Annotated in this window: 10 protein-coding genes; 6 read left to right on the forward strand and 4 right to left on the reverse strand. The window is 62.1% G+C overall.

Annotation, left to right across the window (positions count from 1 at the left end):
• Positions 1–30: 30 nt before the first annotated feature.
• The 4 genes from ACQ3DC_RS01065 (at position 31) to ACQ3DC_RS01080 (ending at position 6,071) form a co-directional block, all read left to right on the forward strand.
• On the forward strand, positions 31–1,263 hold the full coding sequence (locus tag ACQ3DC_RS01065) for a lipopolysaccharide biosynthesis protein (protein WP_323056573.1): 1,233 nt from the start codon (positions 31–33) through the stop codon (positions 1,261–1,263).
• A complete protein-coding gene (locus ACQ3DC_RS01070; RefSeq protein WP_430751342.1) occupies positions 1,260–3,236 on the forward strand; it encodes a DUF6541 family protein in 1,977 nt (658 codons plus the stop codon). The genes ACQ3DC_RS01065 and ACQ3DC_RS01070 overlap by 4 nt, the downstream gene beginning before the upstream one ends.
• Before the next feature lie 67 nt (positions 3,237–3,303).
• Entirely contained in the window at positions 3,304–4,371 is a 1,068-nt protein-coding gene (locus ACQ3DC_RS01075) for a substrate-binding domain-containing protein (RefSeq protein WP_323056575.1), read from the forward strand.
• Positions 4,368–6,071, forward strand: coding sequence for a DUF2142 domain-containing protein (locus ACQ3DC_RS01080; RefSeq protein WP_157241771.1), 1,704 nt, complete (start codon positions 4,368–4,370; stop codon positions 6,069–6,071). Before ACQ3DC_RS01075 ends, ACQ3DC_RS01080 begins: the two co-directional genes overlap by 4 nt.
• Before the next feature lie 362 nt (positions 6,072–6,433).
• Here the strand turns inward: ACQ3DC_RS01080 and ACQ3DC_RS01085 are convergent, their stop codons facing one another.
• Positions 6,434–6,913, reverse strand: a complete 480-nt coding sequence (locus ACQ3DC_RS01085) for a GtrA family protein (RefSeq protein WP_231754890.1) — start codon at positions 6,911–6,913, stop codon at positions 6,434–6,436.
• A 77-nt stretch (positions 6,914–6,990) separates the two neighbouring features.
• On the opposite strand from ACQ3DC_RS01085, the gene ACQ3DC_RS01090 reads away from it, so the two are divergent.
• Complete coding sequence (locus ACQ3DC_RS01090) at positions 6,991–8,574, forward strand: DUF2142 domain-containing protein (protein WP_430751343.1); 1,584 nt, start codon at positions 6,991–6,993, stop codon at positions 8,572–8,574.
• Between the two features lie 15 nt (positions 8,575–8,589).
• Here the strand turns inward: ACQ3DC_RS01090 and ACQ3DC_RS01095 are convergent, their stop codons facing one another.
• Positions 8,590–10,545, reverse strand: coding sequence for a glycosyltransferase (locus ACQ3DC_RS01095; protein ID WP_430751344.1), 1,956 nt, complete (start codon positions 10,543–10,545; stop codon positions 8,590–8,592).
• A 65-nt stretch (positions 10,546–10,610) separates the two neighbouring features.
• Entirely contained in the window at positions 10,611–11,798 is a 1,188-nt protein-coding gene (gene glf / locus ACQ3DC_RS01100) for a UDP-galactopyranose mutase (RefSeq protein ID WP_430751345.1), read from the reverse strand.
• A gap of 188 nt (positions 11,799–11,986) precedes the next feature.
• Between glf and ACQ3DC_RS01105 the strand changes: the two genes are divergently transcribed.
• Positions 11,987–16,048 carry an FtsK/SpoIIIE domain-containing protein gene (locus ACQ3DC_RS01105; RefSeq protein WP_430751346.1) on the forward strand — a complete coding sequence of 1,354 codons (4,062 nt, stop codon included), beginning with the start codon at positions 11,987–11,989 and terminating at the stop codon, positions 16,046–16,048.
• Positions 16,049–16,070: 22 nt separating this feature from the next.
• On the opposite strand, the gene ACQ3DC_RS01110 is transcribed toward ACQ3DC_RS01105, so the two are convergent.
• Positions 16,071–16,559 carry a hypothetical protein gene (locus tag ACQ3DC_RS01110; RefSeq protein WP_370460663.1) on the reverse strand — a complete coding sequence of 163 codons (489 nt, stop codon included), beginning with the start codon at positions 16,557–16,559 and terminating at the stop codon, positions 16,071–16,073.
• Positions 16,560–16,720: the final 161 nt, after the last annotated feature.

A 16,720-nucleotide genomic window follows, 5' to 3' on the forward strand; every position in this document is an offset into this window, starting at 1 on the left:
CAAACCAGCCAACCCCGGAGCAGCGACGGCATGATCAAAAGGATCGCGGCGTTCGCCGGGTTACCCTTGCTCGCCTCGCTGGCCTCCTTCATCCTCCTGCCAATCATTGCAAGGGTGGGCGGCGCTCCGGCGTGGAACTCTTTGGCTGTCGGGCAGGCCGTAGGCGCCATTGCCGCCATTGTCATCGGGCTCGGCTGGCCCCTCACGGGACCCGCCGCCGTCGCGTCAGCCAGCGAGGAAAGCGTGCGGCGCCGGCATTATGCCGTCAGCTTCGTCACCCGCTCGTTCATGTTCGTTTGCTCTGTGCCCCTGATGGCGCTCGCCCTGGGGTTCGCTAGCGGCACCAGCCAGTTCCCGGTCGCATTCCTGATGGCCTGCGCCCAGGCGGCGGCGGGCCTGACGCCGGCCTGGTACTGCATCGCGACCGGACACGCCGGCCGGATAGCCAAGTACGACGTCCTGCCGAGGATGGCAGCGACGCTCGGAGTGATACCGCTGATTTTCGCGACGAGTGAGATCTATCTGTACCCGCTGGCATTGCTGGTGCTGGGCTTGACAGGAACCTTCTGGTTCAACAAGAACCACTCCGACCGCCAGGATTACAGGGGCCTGTCACTACCGGTTGTTTTCAGGGAAATCTGGGGATTGCGGGCAGGCGCAGGAATCACTGTAGCTGCCGGAGCTTACGCTTCAACGCCTGTACTGGTGGTTCAGTTTGCTGCGTCGGCAAGCGGCCTGGCCGCCTTTGTGTCGGCCGAGAAGCTGTACCGGATCGGTCAACTGGCTACTGCCGCGTTGGGCAACAGCCTGCAGGGCTGGGTCAGCGAGTTTGGTACGGACCACCGTCAGAGGCGGAAGTTTTCGCTGGTGGCGCTGTCCGGACTTGGTACCGCCGGGTGGCTGATCATGGCCCTCCTCGGGCCTTGGGCCAGCACGCTGCTTTTTGGCCCGGCACTGGCTGCGGACTTTTGGACGTGCTTCTGGTTTGGCCTGTCATTCCTCCTGGTATGTGTCACAACGTCGACTGGCGCCCATTGGCTGGTTCCGGCCAAGCAGATGCGGGTCGTGTTCACCAGTACCATCGCCGGTGCCGTTGTGGGCCTCCCCGCCATGATTGTCCTGGCCGGACTGATGGGCGGCCAAGGCGGGGCCCTTGGCCTGGCGATAGGTGAAATCCTGGTCACCGCAATTCAGTTCGCAGCCGTTTTGCGGCTCATCCGGGCCAAAGCCCCGGAGGACAAGGTGGAGGGATTGACTCCATGATATGGTTCGGCTTCCTCCCGGTGGTGGTTTTGGCAGCCCTCCTGCTGTACGTCCCCGGAGCCCTGATTGCCAGCTGCCTGAAATTCCGCCCGGGTGCTGTCCTTGGTCTTGCACCATTGCATTCGACGGCGGCCGCAGGCCTTGCGGGTGTCATTGCCGGACAACTGGGGATCCCTTGGAGTGTCCTGCCGTTTCTGCTGGTGAGCGCCCTGATTGCCGCGGCCGCACTGGTGATTACACGGGGCATTCCGTGGCGAATGCCCCGGATCCCGTCATGGCGGCAGTGTCTCCCCTTCGCTGCCATCGCCCTGGCTTCTGTTCCGATAACCTGGCGCTTCATCCAGCTGGTCGGCTCACCTGAGCATCCCTCACAGGTATTCGATAACGTCTTTCACCTCAACGCCATCCGGTTCATCCTCGACACCGGCAATGCTTCCTCGCTGAACCTTGCTTCTATCCAGGGGGTGAGCGGCTTGGATGCTGTCTATCCGGCGGCATGGCATTCTTTTGCCGCCTTACTGGTGCAGTTGGCCGCCGTCGATATCCCTACAGCGCAAAATGCACTGAATCTGGTCGTAGCAGCTGTTCTGTGGCCCGCTTCCTGCTTTTTTCTGGTGGCAAAGACCGTTTCGAGAAGGCCCGCTGCGCTTATCCTTGCAGCCGTTGTCGCCGGGACACAGGTGGCGTTCCCGTTCCTTATGATCGTCTGGGGACCGTTGTTCCCCTACGCCCTGGCAATTAGCATGATGCCCGCCGCCATCACTGCCCTGGCCGGGCTGGCACGGCTCGGACGGACCCGTACGGATCCGCTGCGGAGCTGGACCTGTGCGCTCGCCATCGCGATGGCGGGCCTTGCCTTCGCCCACACCAGTTCCATTAACACCACTATGGCTGCTGGTTTTCCGATCGCTGCCCTGCTGTGGTGGCGGCTTGCTGAGCGGGCTAAACTGCGGCAACCTGACCCGCGACGGGCCTGGCTGCTTATTGCCGGGACGTTGGCCGTTGTTGTTGTTGCAGCCGCCCTCTGGTTCAAGCTCCGCCCTGCTCCGTACGACAACTGGGGACCATCCGTTAAGCCGGGTGCCGCCGTCGGTGAAATCCTGACAATGAGCCCGATGCAGTCAGCCATCCCGGCTGTGGTGGTCTCGGTCCTGTCCATCGCGGGATTGCTCACGGTCTTCCGGATGGGCAGCCTCCGTTGGCTCGCCGCCTGTTATGGCATCGTCGGGGCGCTCTATGTCGTGGCAGCATCACTGCCTGAGAGCGCCCTTAGGGACGCTCTGGTGGGGACCTGGTACCAGGACACCTACCGGCTGGCGGCTCTCCTGCCGCTGTTCGCGACGCCGCTTGCCGTGGTCGGCGGACTGCGCATATGGGATTCCTGGCGCGCTTCCGCCGCGGCCTTCAAACTCCAGCGCGTGATCGGACACCGGTTTCGTTGGCGCTCACACACCGGGGCAACTGCACTGGCAACCATTACGGCCTTTGCCTTCGCTGCGCTCGCAACTGTCGCTGGCCCCTTGTCGCACTATATCGCCGGCGCCGCCACCGTCTATCGGTTCGACGCTGGATCCGACTTGTTGACTCCTGACGAGTTGGCGTTGTTGAAACGAATCCCCAGTCAGGTTCCTCCGGATGCAGTCATCGCCGATAACCCCTGGAACGGCAGCTCTTTGGCCTACGCTTATGCGAACCGGCGGGTACTGACGGCTCATCTGTTTGCGGAGAAGGACGCTGACACATCGCTTATCGACCGAGAACTGAAGGAAGCTCCGGAAAACGAAGCCGTCTGCAGCGCGTTGAAGAAAAAGAATGTGCAATACGTTTTGGACTTTGGATCGCAGTACCTGATCGATTTGCCGGGATCCGAAACCTATCCCGGTGTAACCGACATAAGTGATGTCCAGGGGCTTGACCTTGTAGATTCACAAGGTGACGGGGCCAAACTTTACCGGATCACGGCCTGCCCATGACCATGGGCAACTGCCGGGAGACATCAGCCTGCCCGTACCTGCTCCGCGTCGGCATTAGGCTGGACAGGTGATTCCTGTTTCCCGCCGAACATCCCGTCTCCTGGCCGCCGCTTTACTGTCGGGGCTCTTCACCCTAACCTCGTGCTCCACCACTCCCCCCGGAACCATCCAGGGCGCTCTTACCGGCATCGGCAGCAACGCCGGGCAGGGAGCCGTCAGCGCTTGGGGTTTGGCATGGGGCAGCGCGGTCAAGGGCACTTCGGTCAGCTTCTCGCCCGATGGTTCCGCGGCGGGGCTCAAGGCGTTCCAGGACGGACAAGCGCACTTTGCAATCACTTCTGCTCCGCTGCCTGAGCGGGAGGCTGCAGCGGTGCGCGGTATGTGCACTGATAAGGGCGCATTATCGCTGGCAGCCGGAGTCCTGCCGGTAGGTGTTGCGGTCAAGATCAAAGGCGTAAATGACCTTGTGCTGGACCCTCGAACCCTCGCAGCCATACTGCGCGGGGAAATCACGCGATGGAACGATTCGAGGCTGGCTGAGCTGAACCCTGGAATTGCGTTGCCGGACCTGGCAATCACTGTTCTTGTTCCGGAAGGGCCGTCGGATACAGTGCGGCCCGTCAACAACTACATCAGTGAGCGGACAGGCACCGACTGGGATCCCGAGCATGAAGACCGCTGGCCAGCCGACGTAGTCGGGCAGTCGTCGTCGCCGCCGCTGGCTCTTGCGGACAAACTTGACGATACGAATGGTGGCCTCTCCATTCTCGATGGAAGCATTATCGGCAACAGGTTTACTGCAGCCCAACTGATGTTCGACGGGAAGCCCCGGAGGCTGCAAGCCTCCTCGGTGGTAGACGCTGTCAGTACGGGCGATGTAGAAGCCTCATCAACCTCAGTCGTCCAATCGTTGGATGGGCGCTCCGGATATGCCCTGGGCACTGTCATTTACCTGCACGTCTGCAGGGAGTACTCGGAACCGGCCCTGAGCCGGCTGGGCCGCTCGTTCAGCGAAAATGTCTTTGGCAGCGATGCCCAGAAGAACGCCAACGCATTCGCGTTTGTCATGTCACCTAGCAAAAAAGCCGCAAGCGAAGGACTGGCACTCATCAGCACCATTGGAGACGGACAATGACCCTGCTCTTCCGAAATGTTCGACGACGTGGGTTGCCCCGACCACTGCCTACTTTCGGTCTTCTCACGGCACTGTTCTTTCTGCTGTTCGGATTGTGGTCGGCCGCCACCCCCCTCATGGGCTCTCCAGACGAGCCCGCGCATACCATTAAGGCCGCAGCTGTAGTTCGCGGCCAGATCCTGGTGGAGGAAGGTACCTCGTTCGGCCACGGCGTCCACGTACGTGTACCCAACTATATTGCGAGCCTCCACGCCCAAAGCTGCTACAAGTTCAACCGGGCTCAGGCTGCCGATTGCACAGCTCCCATTTATGCCGACGACACCTTCACAAACATTGCTGTGACCTCTGCAGGCTCCTATAACCCGATGTACTACTTTGTTGTCGGGTTGCCATCACTACTGATGTCCGGCGCCCCGGCGCTCTATGCCATGCGGCTGGTAAGCGCTCTACTCTGTGCCGCTTTCTTTGCAGCCGGCTTCACCGCACTGACCGAACTGAGGCGTCCGAAGTACCCCGTCTTGGTTGCGGCCCTGACAATGACTCCGATGATCCTGTTCCTTGGCGGGGGCATCAACCCGAACTCCTTGGAGATTGCGGCCACCATGGCAGCATTCGCGGGGTTCGTGGTGATCCTCGACAACTGGCGGGACACAAGACGTGTGATCCCCGCGCTGGCCACTGTTGCCGTGTCCACGGTGGCACTCGCAAACGCCCGGCAAATATCGTTGATATGGCTTCTCTGCGCCCTGATCGTCGGTGTCTGCTCTTTCCGGTTCCGGCGCACTGTCACCGTCTTTAAGGACAGGCGGGTGCTCGCTGCCGTGGGTTTGGCCGTTCCAGGGGCATTGTTGGGGTTAGTTTGGATGTACCTGGCAGCTAACGGGCCAGCAAACGTCGGCGTGGCGCCAGAGGGAATTGCCAATCCACATCCCGACGCCCCCCTGTACCGCGGTTTCATGATTATGCTCGACCGGACGTACGATTTCTTCCCGCAGTACATCGGAACCATGGGATGGCTCGACACCCCTGCACCCGAACTAGTGACGCTGGTTTGGGGCGGATTGATGATCGCCGGCCTGCTGATCCCTTTCTGTGTCCGGCCGCTTCGCAACTGGACCGGATACTGGGTTGCCCTCGCAATGCTCTACCTGGTTCCTGCGCTGCTGCAGACCGCGCTATGGCGTGGGATGGGGTTCATCTGGCAAGGACGCTACACGCTTCCCCTTGTTGTGGTCCTATTCGTCAGCGTAGGTCTTGGGCTGAGGAAACTCAGATTCCCGGACGGCCCCGTTGCCTTACACGTTTCGCGGATCATGTTCTGGCTCATTGTTTTCTGCCACACCTTGACCTTCGCATATGTCTTGAGGCGCTACGTTGTAGGCATTAGTGAGATCGCCAACTGGCAGACGCTTTTCTCTTCGCCTGACTGGCAGCCGCCGTTCGGTTGGCTCCCCTTGACCATCGCTTACCTTCTTATAACCGCGCTCGCGGGCCTGATCCTGTTCCGCTACCTCTTCACCGGGCAGCCTTTGATAGCTCGCTCGGTGAGAGCTGGAAGGCCGGGCCGGCTCTCCACTTCGGGAGCCACCGCCCACGCGGAGCGGAACGCTGCGGCAGACCTTATTTCCGCATCCGGGGCCTCCCACCCCGTTTCCCCCGAGCCCGAAGTCTCCAGGGCGCCGCGGGAACCGTCCATGTAATTCGAAGGTGCCGCACGGCAGGCCGTGATGCGTACGCTTCAAGCCTCCGGCACTCACAACGAGCGCCGGAGGCTGTTTTGGCTATGCACATGTGTAAAGCCCGGGCGTGGCCGAAGCGTTCCACCCAGCCTGGGCGGCGCCATAGCCCTCCCTGCCCCTTCAGAACGGGGCACTGGATGTGGTCACACCGTCGATCGTGCTGGACCGTTGGGCCGGGCTTGCATGTGTTCGGCCAGCCGCAGGGCCTGCTCACTGCGGAATGAAAGGTGCCCGGAAGCAGGCCCTTCAGGGTTTGGCGTCGTTCGTCCGGGCTGTCTGTTGCCCGAGTTGCCCCCCCCGGAAGCCCCCTACCGGGCAGAGAACTAGTTCGTTTCCACGTCCTGCGGTTCACGCCGGAAGATCCAGTGCCGGTAGAGGAAATAGTTCCAAACCGTGGTGAGAGTCGTTGCAGTGGTCTTGCCCAAAACATACGACCAGCCAAGAGCATCAAAACCGGTAACTATCACATCACTTACGACGATGTTCAGTAGAACCAGGAGCAGGTACTTTGCTGCGCTGACGCTTCCCTTGTTCGTTGCCTGGAAAGTGAATACTCGCTGGAGCAGAAAATTGAAAACCAGGCTAACGACGAACGCAATGGGCGTGGCAATCCAAAGGTCTACGCCGAACCCTTCGTGAAGCACCGCCAGCAGTCCCAGATCAAGCGCAAATGAAAGACCACCAACCGCCAGAAATCTGACTACGGGATGCCGGTAAAGGACCATAGCAAGGCGTGGCACAGGAGGAGCTGCCTCGGCGGAAGATTTATTGGATGACGGCATGCCAGAACCGGGAATTCGCATCGTGGGGTTGATCCTCTCCAGTGGAACGGAGTGTTCAGCCTCTTGACAGCCAGCCTCCAAGTACGCTTAAAGCTATCATGCCACATTCGACGCTCCCTCCCCTGTTAGCCAAGTTCAACCACCTAAAGACCCACCGACCCGCCCCCTCATCCTTCCGAGTCCTCATAGTTGCCTGGCTGCTCTTTGGATGCATCGGAAGCGTATGGAGTTTCGCTTCGCCCCTCATGTCCATTCCTGACGAACCCGCTCACACCATCAAGGCGGCAGCAGTAGCCCGTGGACAACTGTCGGGAACCAGCTCCGGAGTCCAAGGTGCCCCCTTGATGGTTCAAGTGCCCGGTTACATCGCGGATCTTAACCAACATGTATGTTTCGCGCAAAAATCAAACGTAACCGCTGACTGCGCGACTCCGATCGACTCCTCCGATCGAGGATGGAGAACCGGCAAGACATCCGCCGGAAACTACAATCCTGTGTATTACGGCATTGTCGGCCTGGGTAGCCGCGGCCTCAGCGGCGAAACTGCGATATATGCCATGAGGCTGATCAGTACGTGGATGGTGGCATTCTTCCTGGCTGCAATCTTCGCAGCCACCGCGTCCTTGCGTCGTTTCCACCGGCCAGTCATCGCGGCTTCAATAGCACTGACACCAGCTGTCTTCTTCTTAACCGGCTCGATCAACCCGAATGCGCTGGAGATTGCCTCCACGGGGGCCGTATTCGCGAGTCTTTGCGCCATCGCCGAGCAAACGGCCAGCAAGGTTAGGCTCAGCACTCTGCTCTTAGTTGTCTTCACCCTGTCCGCCTCAGTTCTCGCACATACCCGTCCGCTTTCCCTCTTGTGGTTGGCAATTGCCGCGACCGCCGCTGTGCTCTGTTTTGGCATCAATGCTTCTCTGCGCACGCTGGCACAAAGGAGATTCCAGGTAGCGCTGCTCATCGTCGGCGTATCGTGCGCTTTTGCACTGTGGTGGGTCGTGTCGGCGAAAAGCTTCGAAAGCCTGCTGGCGGGCGCCCCCATTCCTGCGGAGAGTGCAGCTGTTGCCATGCTCGACAAAACGGTTTTCTTCATGGTGGAGTACGTAGGTGTCCTTGGGTGGATCGACACTCTGCCGCCGCCGGCCGCTCTCTACGCCTGGGTCCTGGGGTTTGGGGCCATGTTGTTCCTTGCCTACACGGCCCGCCCTCTCAGGGCGCGCTGGGTCATGGTGCTGCTGACGGTTACCGTTATCGCAGTTCCAACCGCCCTGCAAGCAAGCTCAAGCGAACAGCTGGGTTGGATTTGGCAGGGAAGATACACGCTGGCAATGGTTGTCACCCTCATCTTGGCGGCTGGAATCGCAACGCGCTTCCGCCCGTTCCGTATTACGCCTTGGACTAAGTCCATGGTCCGCTGGGGGTTGGTTCTTGGGGGATTGGCGCACGCCTATGTGTTCCTGGAAGGCTTGCGCCGCTACACCATCGGGATTCAAGATCACGTCAACTGGACAGAGATGTTTGAACCGCTGTGGCAGCCTCCAGGTACCTGGCAAGTGCTCGCGGTCATCTACATCCTGCTGTTGGCAACCTGCGGTAGTTTCCTCTACCGCCTCTTGACTACGCCGCCGGCACAGGCACGGCAGAAGCATATAGCCCCGTTGCAGCCACCGCTCAGCAGATGATGAGCGGCGGGAGATTCATTTAGAAGCGCCGGCGCTCCTGGTGGCAGGGTCATTTTTATGGCCCTGCGCCGGGGCGGCGGCATCGAAGGTGGCGCGCCAGGCCTCCATCGAAACAAGGGCCGGCAGCGCCGACCTGTAGTTATCAGCCAGCGCATTCCAGTCTTTGTACAGTCGTGCATGCTGTCTGGCCGACCGTGTCAGCATTGCCCTGAGCTTTTTCGGATCGCGCCTATACCAGGAGGCGGCCGTACCCTCCGCGTTTGAAACTACGACGGAGTCGTAGTGGGCTATCCGAAACCAGCGATTATCAAGGTGGGCAAGGTACGCCTGGGGGCGTTCCAGCGATTCCGGCGGGGGCTGCTTCATCAGCTGCCGCGCCACCATGGTCAAACCCCACTGGACCATGTCCTTCTTGGCGGGCATTTGGACATCGGCAGCGGCCGAGAGGCCGGCGCCCAGTGCAGGCGCAGGAAAATCGTCCACGTCCTCGCGCATCGTTGCGTCGGAGTATGACTCACGGAGTTCGTTGATCTCCGCGAGCTTTGTACTCAGGGAGGGATGCAGGTGCCCGGGACCTGTCAGGAGGTCGTCCCTTCCAGCCAAACGATTGTGCGCGGTGAAGTACTGCAGGGATACCAGATGTTTGACGTCTTCCTGGAAAGACTCCCGAAGGACGTTGCCCCCTTTGGGATAGGGACTATGGAGAAGTGCGGTAATGAGCCGGTTACGGTTGTGGAAGTAGGCCTGCCAGCCCACAAGGTCGTCTTTGTCTATCCAGGAGATGTGCCAGAGTGCCGCCCCTGGAAGGGATACCGTCCGGATTCCGGCAGCTCTGGCCCGAAGACCATACTCGGAGTCATCCCACTTAATGAACACGGGCAGGGGCAGGCCAATCGTCCGGATGACGGACGTCGGGATCAGGCACATCCACCAACCGTTGTAATCTACGTCGACGCGGCGGTGAAGCCATGGCGTCTGCCGAAGGTTGGAAACGCCAAAGTCGTGCCGCATCTGCATATCCTGATGCGGCTGGCCTGGCGAGAAGCGGCGGGCGTCGATGGTCTCGCCCATCGAATACAAGGTGCTCCTGCTGTAGAGATCGAACATATGGCCACCAACGATGGTGGGATTCTTGCATCTGCCGGAAAAAGCCATCATCCGCATGATGCTCTCCGGCTCCATGACGACGTCATCGTCCAGGAGGAGAACGTAGTCGCTGCCGTTTTCGACAGCTTCGTACATTCCCCGCGCGAAACCTCCTGAACCCCCAAGGTTGGCCTGGTCGATCACCCTGAGTTTTGGGCCAAAGAGCTCCGCAACCTCTGCGAATCCGGGCTGGTGCGCCACTTTTCGTGACCCTTGGTCGACGATGATAACTTCCTTCGCCAGTTCAAGGGCATCCGGATGCTCAACGAGCGAGCGAATGTTGGCGAGGCAGAAGTCGGGCTTGTCCATAGTAGTGATCTGGATCGTCGCCCGTTCCCCGGACCTCAGCGGCTGGGGCCCTTCCCAGCGTGCCTGCTTTAGGACGAGGTCGCCGCGGCTCGACGCCAGATCGAACCAATACCAACCGCCATCACCGAATGGTTTGATGGACAACTCGAATGCCGTCGTCGTGTCGCCATCCAGCCTTGCGCCTTCAACACGCTGGATCGTTCCGCGGGCATTCGATTTGTAGACGGTGACCGAACCATGGCCGGAGGTCTCAACGACAAGCCGGATTTGCCTGACATGGGTCCATCGCCGCCAGTAACTGGCCGGGAAGGCATTGAAGTAAGTTCCGAGCGAAAGCTGTTCGCCTGAACGCACACGAATGGAATAACGGGACACCAGGTCATCGAAATGCACCTCCTTCGGGCTTGCCCCAACAAGGTGCAGCCTCTCTCCAAGAGGCTTGGGATTCCGGGCAAACTCGTTGCTCTCCTGCATCCGAACGCCGCTTGCCGGGCCGGCGTCCGCATAGAGGGACATGGTGTCCACTCCTGATTCCGGAGGGAATATGACCCTCTGGAGCGTTGCCCAGCCCGGCGTGTCAGTCATGCGTCGACGCCTCCGCTTTCCAGCTTTACGCCGCTTTCGAAGTGCAGCCGGATCTTGTTGTCAAACATGCTCAGTGCCGAACCGATGGCCATGTGCATGTCCAGGTACTTGTACGTCCCGAGACGCCCGCCGAAGAGGACGTCCTTCTCGGCCGCCGCCAGGTCGCGGTATTTCAGGAGCCGTTCCCGGTCAGCGGACGTGTTGACCGGGTAGTACGGCTCATCACCCTTCTCGGCGAAACGTGAGAACTCTCGCATGATGACGGTCTTTTCCGTCTGGTAGTCACGCTCGGGGTGGAAGTGGCGGGGCTCGATGACCCGGGTGTAGGGGACGTCGTCGTCGTTGTAATTCACAACGGAGGTGCCCTGGAAGTCCTCCATGTCCAGCACTTCTTCCTCGAAGTCGATGGTGCGCCAGGACAGGTCACCTTCAGCGAAGTCGAAGTAGCGGTCCACGGGGCCCGTGTAGATCACCGGGATGTTCCCGACCACCTTGTTCTTGCTGTACTCATGCGACTCATCGAAGAAATCGGTGTTGAGCCGGACCTCGATGTTCGGGTGCTCCGCCATCTTTTCGATCCACGCCGTGTAGCCGTTCGTGGGCAGGCCCTCGTACTTGTCGTTGAAGTACCGGTTGTCGTAGTTGTACCGCACCGGGAGCCGCGAAATGATGCCGGCCGGCAGGTCCTTGGGATCCGTCTGCCACTGCTTGCCGGTGTAGTGCTTGATGAAGGCCTCGTACAGGGGACGGCCGATCAGCTGGATGCCCTTGTCATTGAGGTTCTGCGGATCGGTCCCGGCGAGCTCGCCGGCCTGCTCCTGGATGAGTTCCCGCGCCTGGCCGGGTGTCAGGTTGGCACGGAAGAACTGGTTTATGGTCGCCAGGTTGATGGGGAGTGAGAAGACCTCCCCCTTATGCACGCCATAGACCTTGTGGACATAGTTCGTGAAGGTCGTGAACCGGTTGACGTACTCCCACACCCGCTCGTTGGATGTGTGGAAGAGGTGGGCGCCGTAGCGGTGCACCTCGATGCCGGTCTGCTCTTCTTTTTCGCTGTAGGCGTTGCCGCCGATGTGGTGGCGGCGGTCGATGACGACGACCTTCAAGCCCAGCTCAGTGGCGGCCTGTTCTGCGATTGTCAGGCCAAAAAAGCCGGACCCTACGATGACGAGGTCAGCGGTCACAAAATCTCCTGGATTGAATGCGGGCAGCGCAATTGTGCGCATTGTCTGCTGCTCTAGCCTACCCGAGGGATAGCGGGCCCCGTCGAATCGAATGCCCCTGCCACTTGTCCACATAGAAGATTCAGGCCGTGTTCCACACCATGCCGATTGCCTAGCGTGGATTCAAAGGCACCGAAGGATTCACGCCCATGACACTTCACTGCACACTGGTCCGCAGCCCCCACGCGCTTCCGGCCGGGCCGCCCATGGAACTTTCCATTACGGCACCACCGGGCACTTCCGGCGCAAAAATCCACGCCCGGCTGGTGGAGAGGTTCGGCACGGGGGCGGTCTCTATCGGCGGGGATGACCTGTGTTCCATGAGCCTCGGCAAAGCACCCCTTGTGAATGGCGCCATCCTGGTCGACGGCGGGAGCCAGCCCCCCAGCCGAAGAAGGCCGAGGAGTCCGGCTCCTGATCCCGCTGCACCCATCGCGCTGGCTGTGCACACCGGCGCCGGAGCAGGCATCCTGGTCCCCCTGAGGCGCGGCACCTACACGATAGGCAGAAGCAATACGCGCATCGTGGTTCCCGATCCTGAACTCTCCCGCGAACATGCCCGCCTGGTGGTCACCGAGAAGGACATCATGATCGTTGATCTGGAGAGCGCCAACGGCACCTATGTGGACGGCGGACGGGTCCGCCATGCGCGCGTCACCACTGACTCCACCATCCGCTGCGGCAACACGGCAATGTCGCTCGTCTTCCTGGACCTGCCTGACAAGGCACTGGCCGACGCCGGCACGTCAGTTAAGGAGCCCCTCACCGTTCCAGGCCTCACCGAGTCCGGCAATCGCGGAATCCTTCTGCTCACCGCAGTGCTCCCCCTGGCCATCGGCATAGGACTCGCGGTCCTCACAGGAATGTGGATGTTCCTTGCTTTCGCGGCCGTCTCGGCAGTCTCCGTACTCATCCCGCTGGCGACGGGCCGCCGCCAGGCGCGCGAGTTCGCACAACGGATCCAGTCGGCAGTGGAGGAGGACCGGAAGCGGCGGCAGCGGGCGGGGCCCTCCCTCCCGCTGCTGATGCTGGCTGCCCGCCACGGGCAGGTTGCGCCTTCGCGGGCCGAGGGGAACGGCAGGGTGTGGCTTCGCCTCGGGCAAGCGGCCCAGGAAGCCTGTCTGAAAGTCGAGTCGGGGACCGCGCCCCGCATTGTTCCGTCAGTCGGGGAAGTCCCCGTGCTGCTGGATCCGGATCCCCCCAACACCACGTTCCGCGGGCCTCGGACCGTGGCGGAGGCGATGATCAGGTCGCTCGTCATGCAGTTGGCAGGCTACCCGTGTGGCAGCAGGACCCGCATCATCATCTGCGGCCCGCTGGAAAGTCTTCCGCTCCCTGCCCGCCTTCTTCCCGGCGTGACCCTCGCAGGAACCCGGCGTGCCGGCATGAAGGCACTCGCGGACGGCTTCGGCTCCCCCTATGATCACGGTGTCCTCCTGTCCATCGAAGCGTCACTTATGGACGAGGACGGACTACGGGAAAAGGCAGCAGGGTTGGGCTGGCAAGTGCTCCAGTTTTGTGAGCCTGACACCGTTCCGGGTGTCCCCGAAGTGGTACTCGCCGAGCGGCAGTCGTTCCTGCGGGAAACGGGGCGCCGCATTGCGTTCGTCCCGGACCTGGCACCCGAGGACGTGTTCAGCAGCTTCTGTCGGCAGGTAGCGGCCTCTCCGAGGCCGCCGGAGGGCCAGGAGCGCCCGGTCCCGTCTGCCTGCGCACTGGACGAACTGCTGCCGATCACTCCCGCAGACACTGCTGCCCGCTGGGCTGCGAGCGCCGGCATCCGCGGTCTAGGCGTTCCGCTGGGACTCGGAGCAACGGGGCCTCAACTTCTTGACCTGCTGAATGATGGTCCCCACCTGCTGGTGGCGGGAACCACAGGCTCGGGCAAATCGGAACTGCTCCGAAGCCTGGCGCTGGCGCTGGCGCTCACCCACCCCCCGGACAGGGTCAATTTCCTCTTTGTCGATTTCAAAGGCGGATCGGGCCTGGGTCCGCTGGCGGGCCTGGTCCACTGCGTCGGCGTCCTGACGGACCTGTCCACCCACGAACTCGAACGGACCCTCGCATCACTTCGGGCGGAAATCAGGGTCCGGGAGGAAGCCCTCGCCGCTGCCCGGGTTCCGGACCTCACCGCCTACCGTTCCACACGCGCATCCCTTAGTTGTCCCCTTCCCCATCTGGTCATCGTCATCGACGAGTTTCGGATGCTCGTGGACGACGCTCCAGAGGTAATCCGCGAACTCATGCGGATCGCTTCCATCGGGCGCTCGCTCGGCCTGCACCTCGTCATGGCAACCCAGCGTCCCCAGGGAGCGCTGACCGCCGACATCCGCGCCAACGTCACATCCAGCATTGCGCTTCGCGTCCAGTCGGAGATGGAGTCCCACGACGTCATCAGGACCGCGGCGGCAGCCGGCATCAGGCTGGCAACTCCGGGGCGTGCCTTTATTGCCCGCGGCATGGAGGAGCCGGAGGAATTCCAGGCGGCAGCAACCGGAGCGTGCCGTGCCATGGCAGTCGAAGAGACGGAGGTACAGCTCGCCACGGAGTATCTGGAGGCCGTGGGCGAAGACACCGCGGCCACCGCCGGCACCGCAGACCTGACACCGGCAGAAGCAGCAGCTCCCCTCGTCTCGCTGCTTCGAAATCTTTGGGCCTCACAGGCAGGGGCAGCACCACGGCCGCCGGTTGCCCCTCCTCTGCCCCGGAAGCTCACTCAACCCCAGAGGAAAATATCCCGTGGCGGCCTGACCGCCGGGGCAACGGCGAAGGACGGCACCAGTCAGTGGACCATTGATCTGGGCCTGGTGGACTTGCCCGAGCGCCAAGAGGTGACGCCCCTGCTGTGGAACCCCGCAAAGGACAGCCACCTCGCCTTTGTCGGAGGTCCGGCGTCCGGCGCGGCGGAGGCCCTTGACCTGGCCGCCCGTGAAGTGGCCGGTCATACAGCGGAATCACACTGTTATTTCCTGGACGCCGGCGGATCATTCCTCGGCCTGGCCGCACACACCCGGACGGGGGCCCACGCAGGGCTGCACGAGCTGCGGCGTGCCGTCCGCATACTTGAACGGCTGGCCCAGGAACTGGCCAGCCGCCTGAACCGGGCTGACAGCCGCGTTCCGCTTGTCCTTGTGATCTCCGGCTGGGGGTCCTGGGTATCGGCTTTTCGGGCAGGACCGCTGGCCTGGGCCGAAGACCTTGTCCAGGATCTGGTCCGCGATGGCGCCAACGCCGGAATCACGGTCCTCATCTCCGGTGAGAGGGAACTGGTTACGGCCCGGTTCTGCGGATCACTTCCCAACCGCATCTACTTCCCCGCAGGCTCCAATGAGGACAGCCGAATGGCATGGCCAAAGATGCCTTCCACGGCCCCGGTCAAAGGCAGGGGCGCGGCCTTCGGGCCGATCGTCGGCGGCCCAGCAGCCGTCTGCCAGCTCTTCGAACCCGCTTCGGCCAGTGCAGCGCAGGACGGCACCAGCCCGGACGAAGTCGTTGCGGCGGGGACCCGGCCTTTCCGGATTGAGCCGCTTCCCTCCCTGGTATCAGTCTCGGAGGTTGAGGATTTGGCTGCCAGGATGGATGACGTCGGAGCGACGGTTCCCGAAGCGCCGCTCGCGAACGGGCAGGGACCACGCCGGAGCACCGGCGACGCCCACTCGCGGGACCTGCTCCTGGGCGTTGGTGGCGATGAACTTCAACCTGTCACCGTTCGGATTCCGGCCGGAGGCGTCTTCGCCGTCCTCGGTGGAGCCGGTTCGGGAAAGACGAACGTCCTGCGTACCCTGCAGGCTCTGAACCCGGCCGCGGGCCGGTGGACCTGCCCGGACGGCGGCACGGACCCGGAGGAATTCTGGAAGTGTTCGCTGGCCAAGGCCAGGGAGGGGGAACTGCCGAGGGCGGCGGTGCTGCTGGCAGACGACATTGACCTCTTGCCTGCCGGCGCCTTGCAGGACCTGTCTGAGTTGCACGCCCTCGGCCACCCTGTGGTCCTGACCGCAAATTACAGTCCCTTGCTGCTTCAGCGCGTTCCGTTGGTCATGGATTGCCGTGCCGCCGGACGGGGACTCCTGCTGTCTCCGCGGTCCGCTTCGGAGGGCGACCTGTTCGGGGTCCGGTTCGACATCGAGCCGGATCCCCCTGCGGGCAGGGGGATCCTGATATCCCGGGGGCGGTCCTCCCCGGTCCAGGTTGCCTGGGCGGGGACGGAATAACAGGACCGGGCGGCAGAACCTGCTAAAGTGCCGGCGTCCCCCCACCGGTGCGCGACGCATAACTGATCACCTTGCTTTGGAACAGAAGGACGATGGCAGTGACGGCCGGAACCAGCATTGCCAGCCCGGCAAGCAGGAGGCCGCTGCTGACCGTTGGAAATCCGATGGTCAGAACGAACAGCTGCGCTACAAGGGCAGCAGCCCGGGTCCAGCGGAAGCCGCGGTTCAGGAAGAGGGCCACCGCATAGAGCCAGGCGGAGAAGGCAAGCAGGAGTACAAGGGTGAACACAGCTCCCCAGAATGACAGGACAGGGCTCCCCGCCAGCAACTGGTAGCCGTACCACCCGGCCGCGACCAGGAGGGCAGTGGCCTCCGCGGCCACCACCAGGGCCACCACCAGCACCGCCGCGGGCCGGCCACTCGGGCCTTTATCGTGCTGGCCGTTTCGGCCCTGGCCGGGGTCCGGTGCGGGTGAAGGGGGCTCTGCTGGGTTTACCGGGGGTCTTGACACACTGGCACCCTACCGGACATAGTCGGACAGTGGTGAGGGCCAGCAGCGCCGGTGTGATGTATCGCTCAGCTTTCGCGGGATATCAAGCGTTATTACCCCTTGTTTACACAGCGTTAACATGACAGGCTTGATTCAGATGACCAAGGGGGCCCCGCCGGGCC

It is taken from the genome of Paenarthrobacter sp. NEAU-H11 (assembly GCF_050573415.1).
GTDB lineage: Bacteria > Actinomycetota > Actinomycetes > Actinomycetales > Micrococcaceae > Arthrobacter.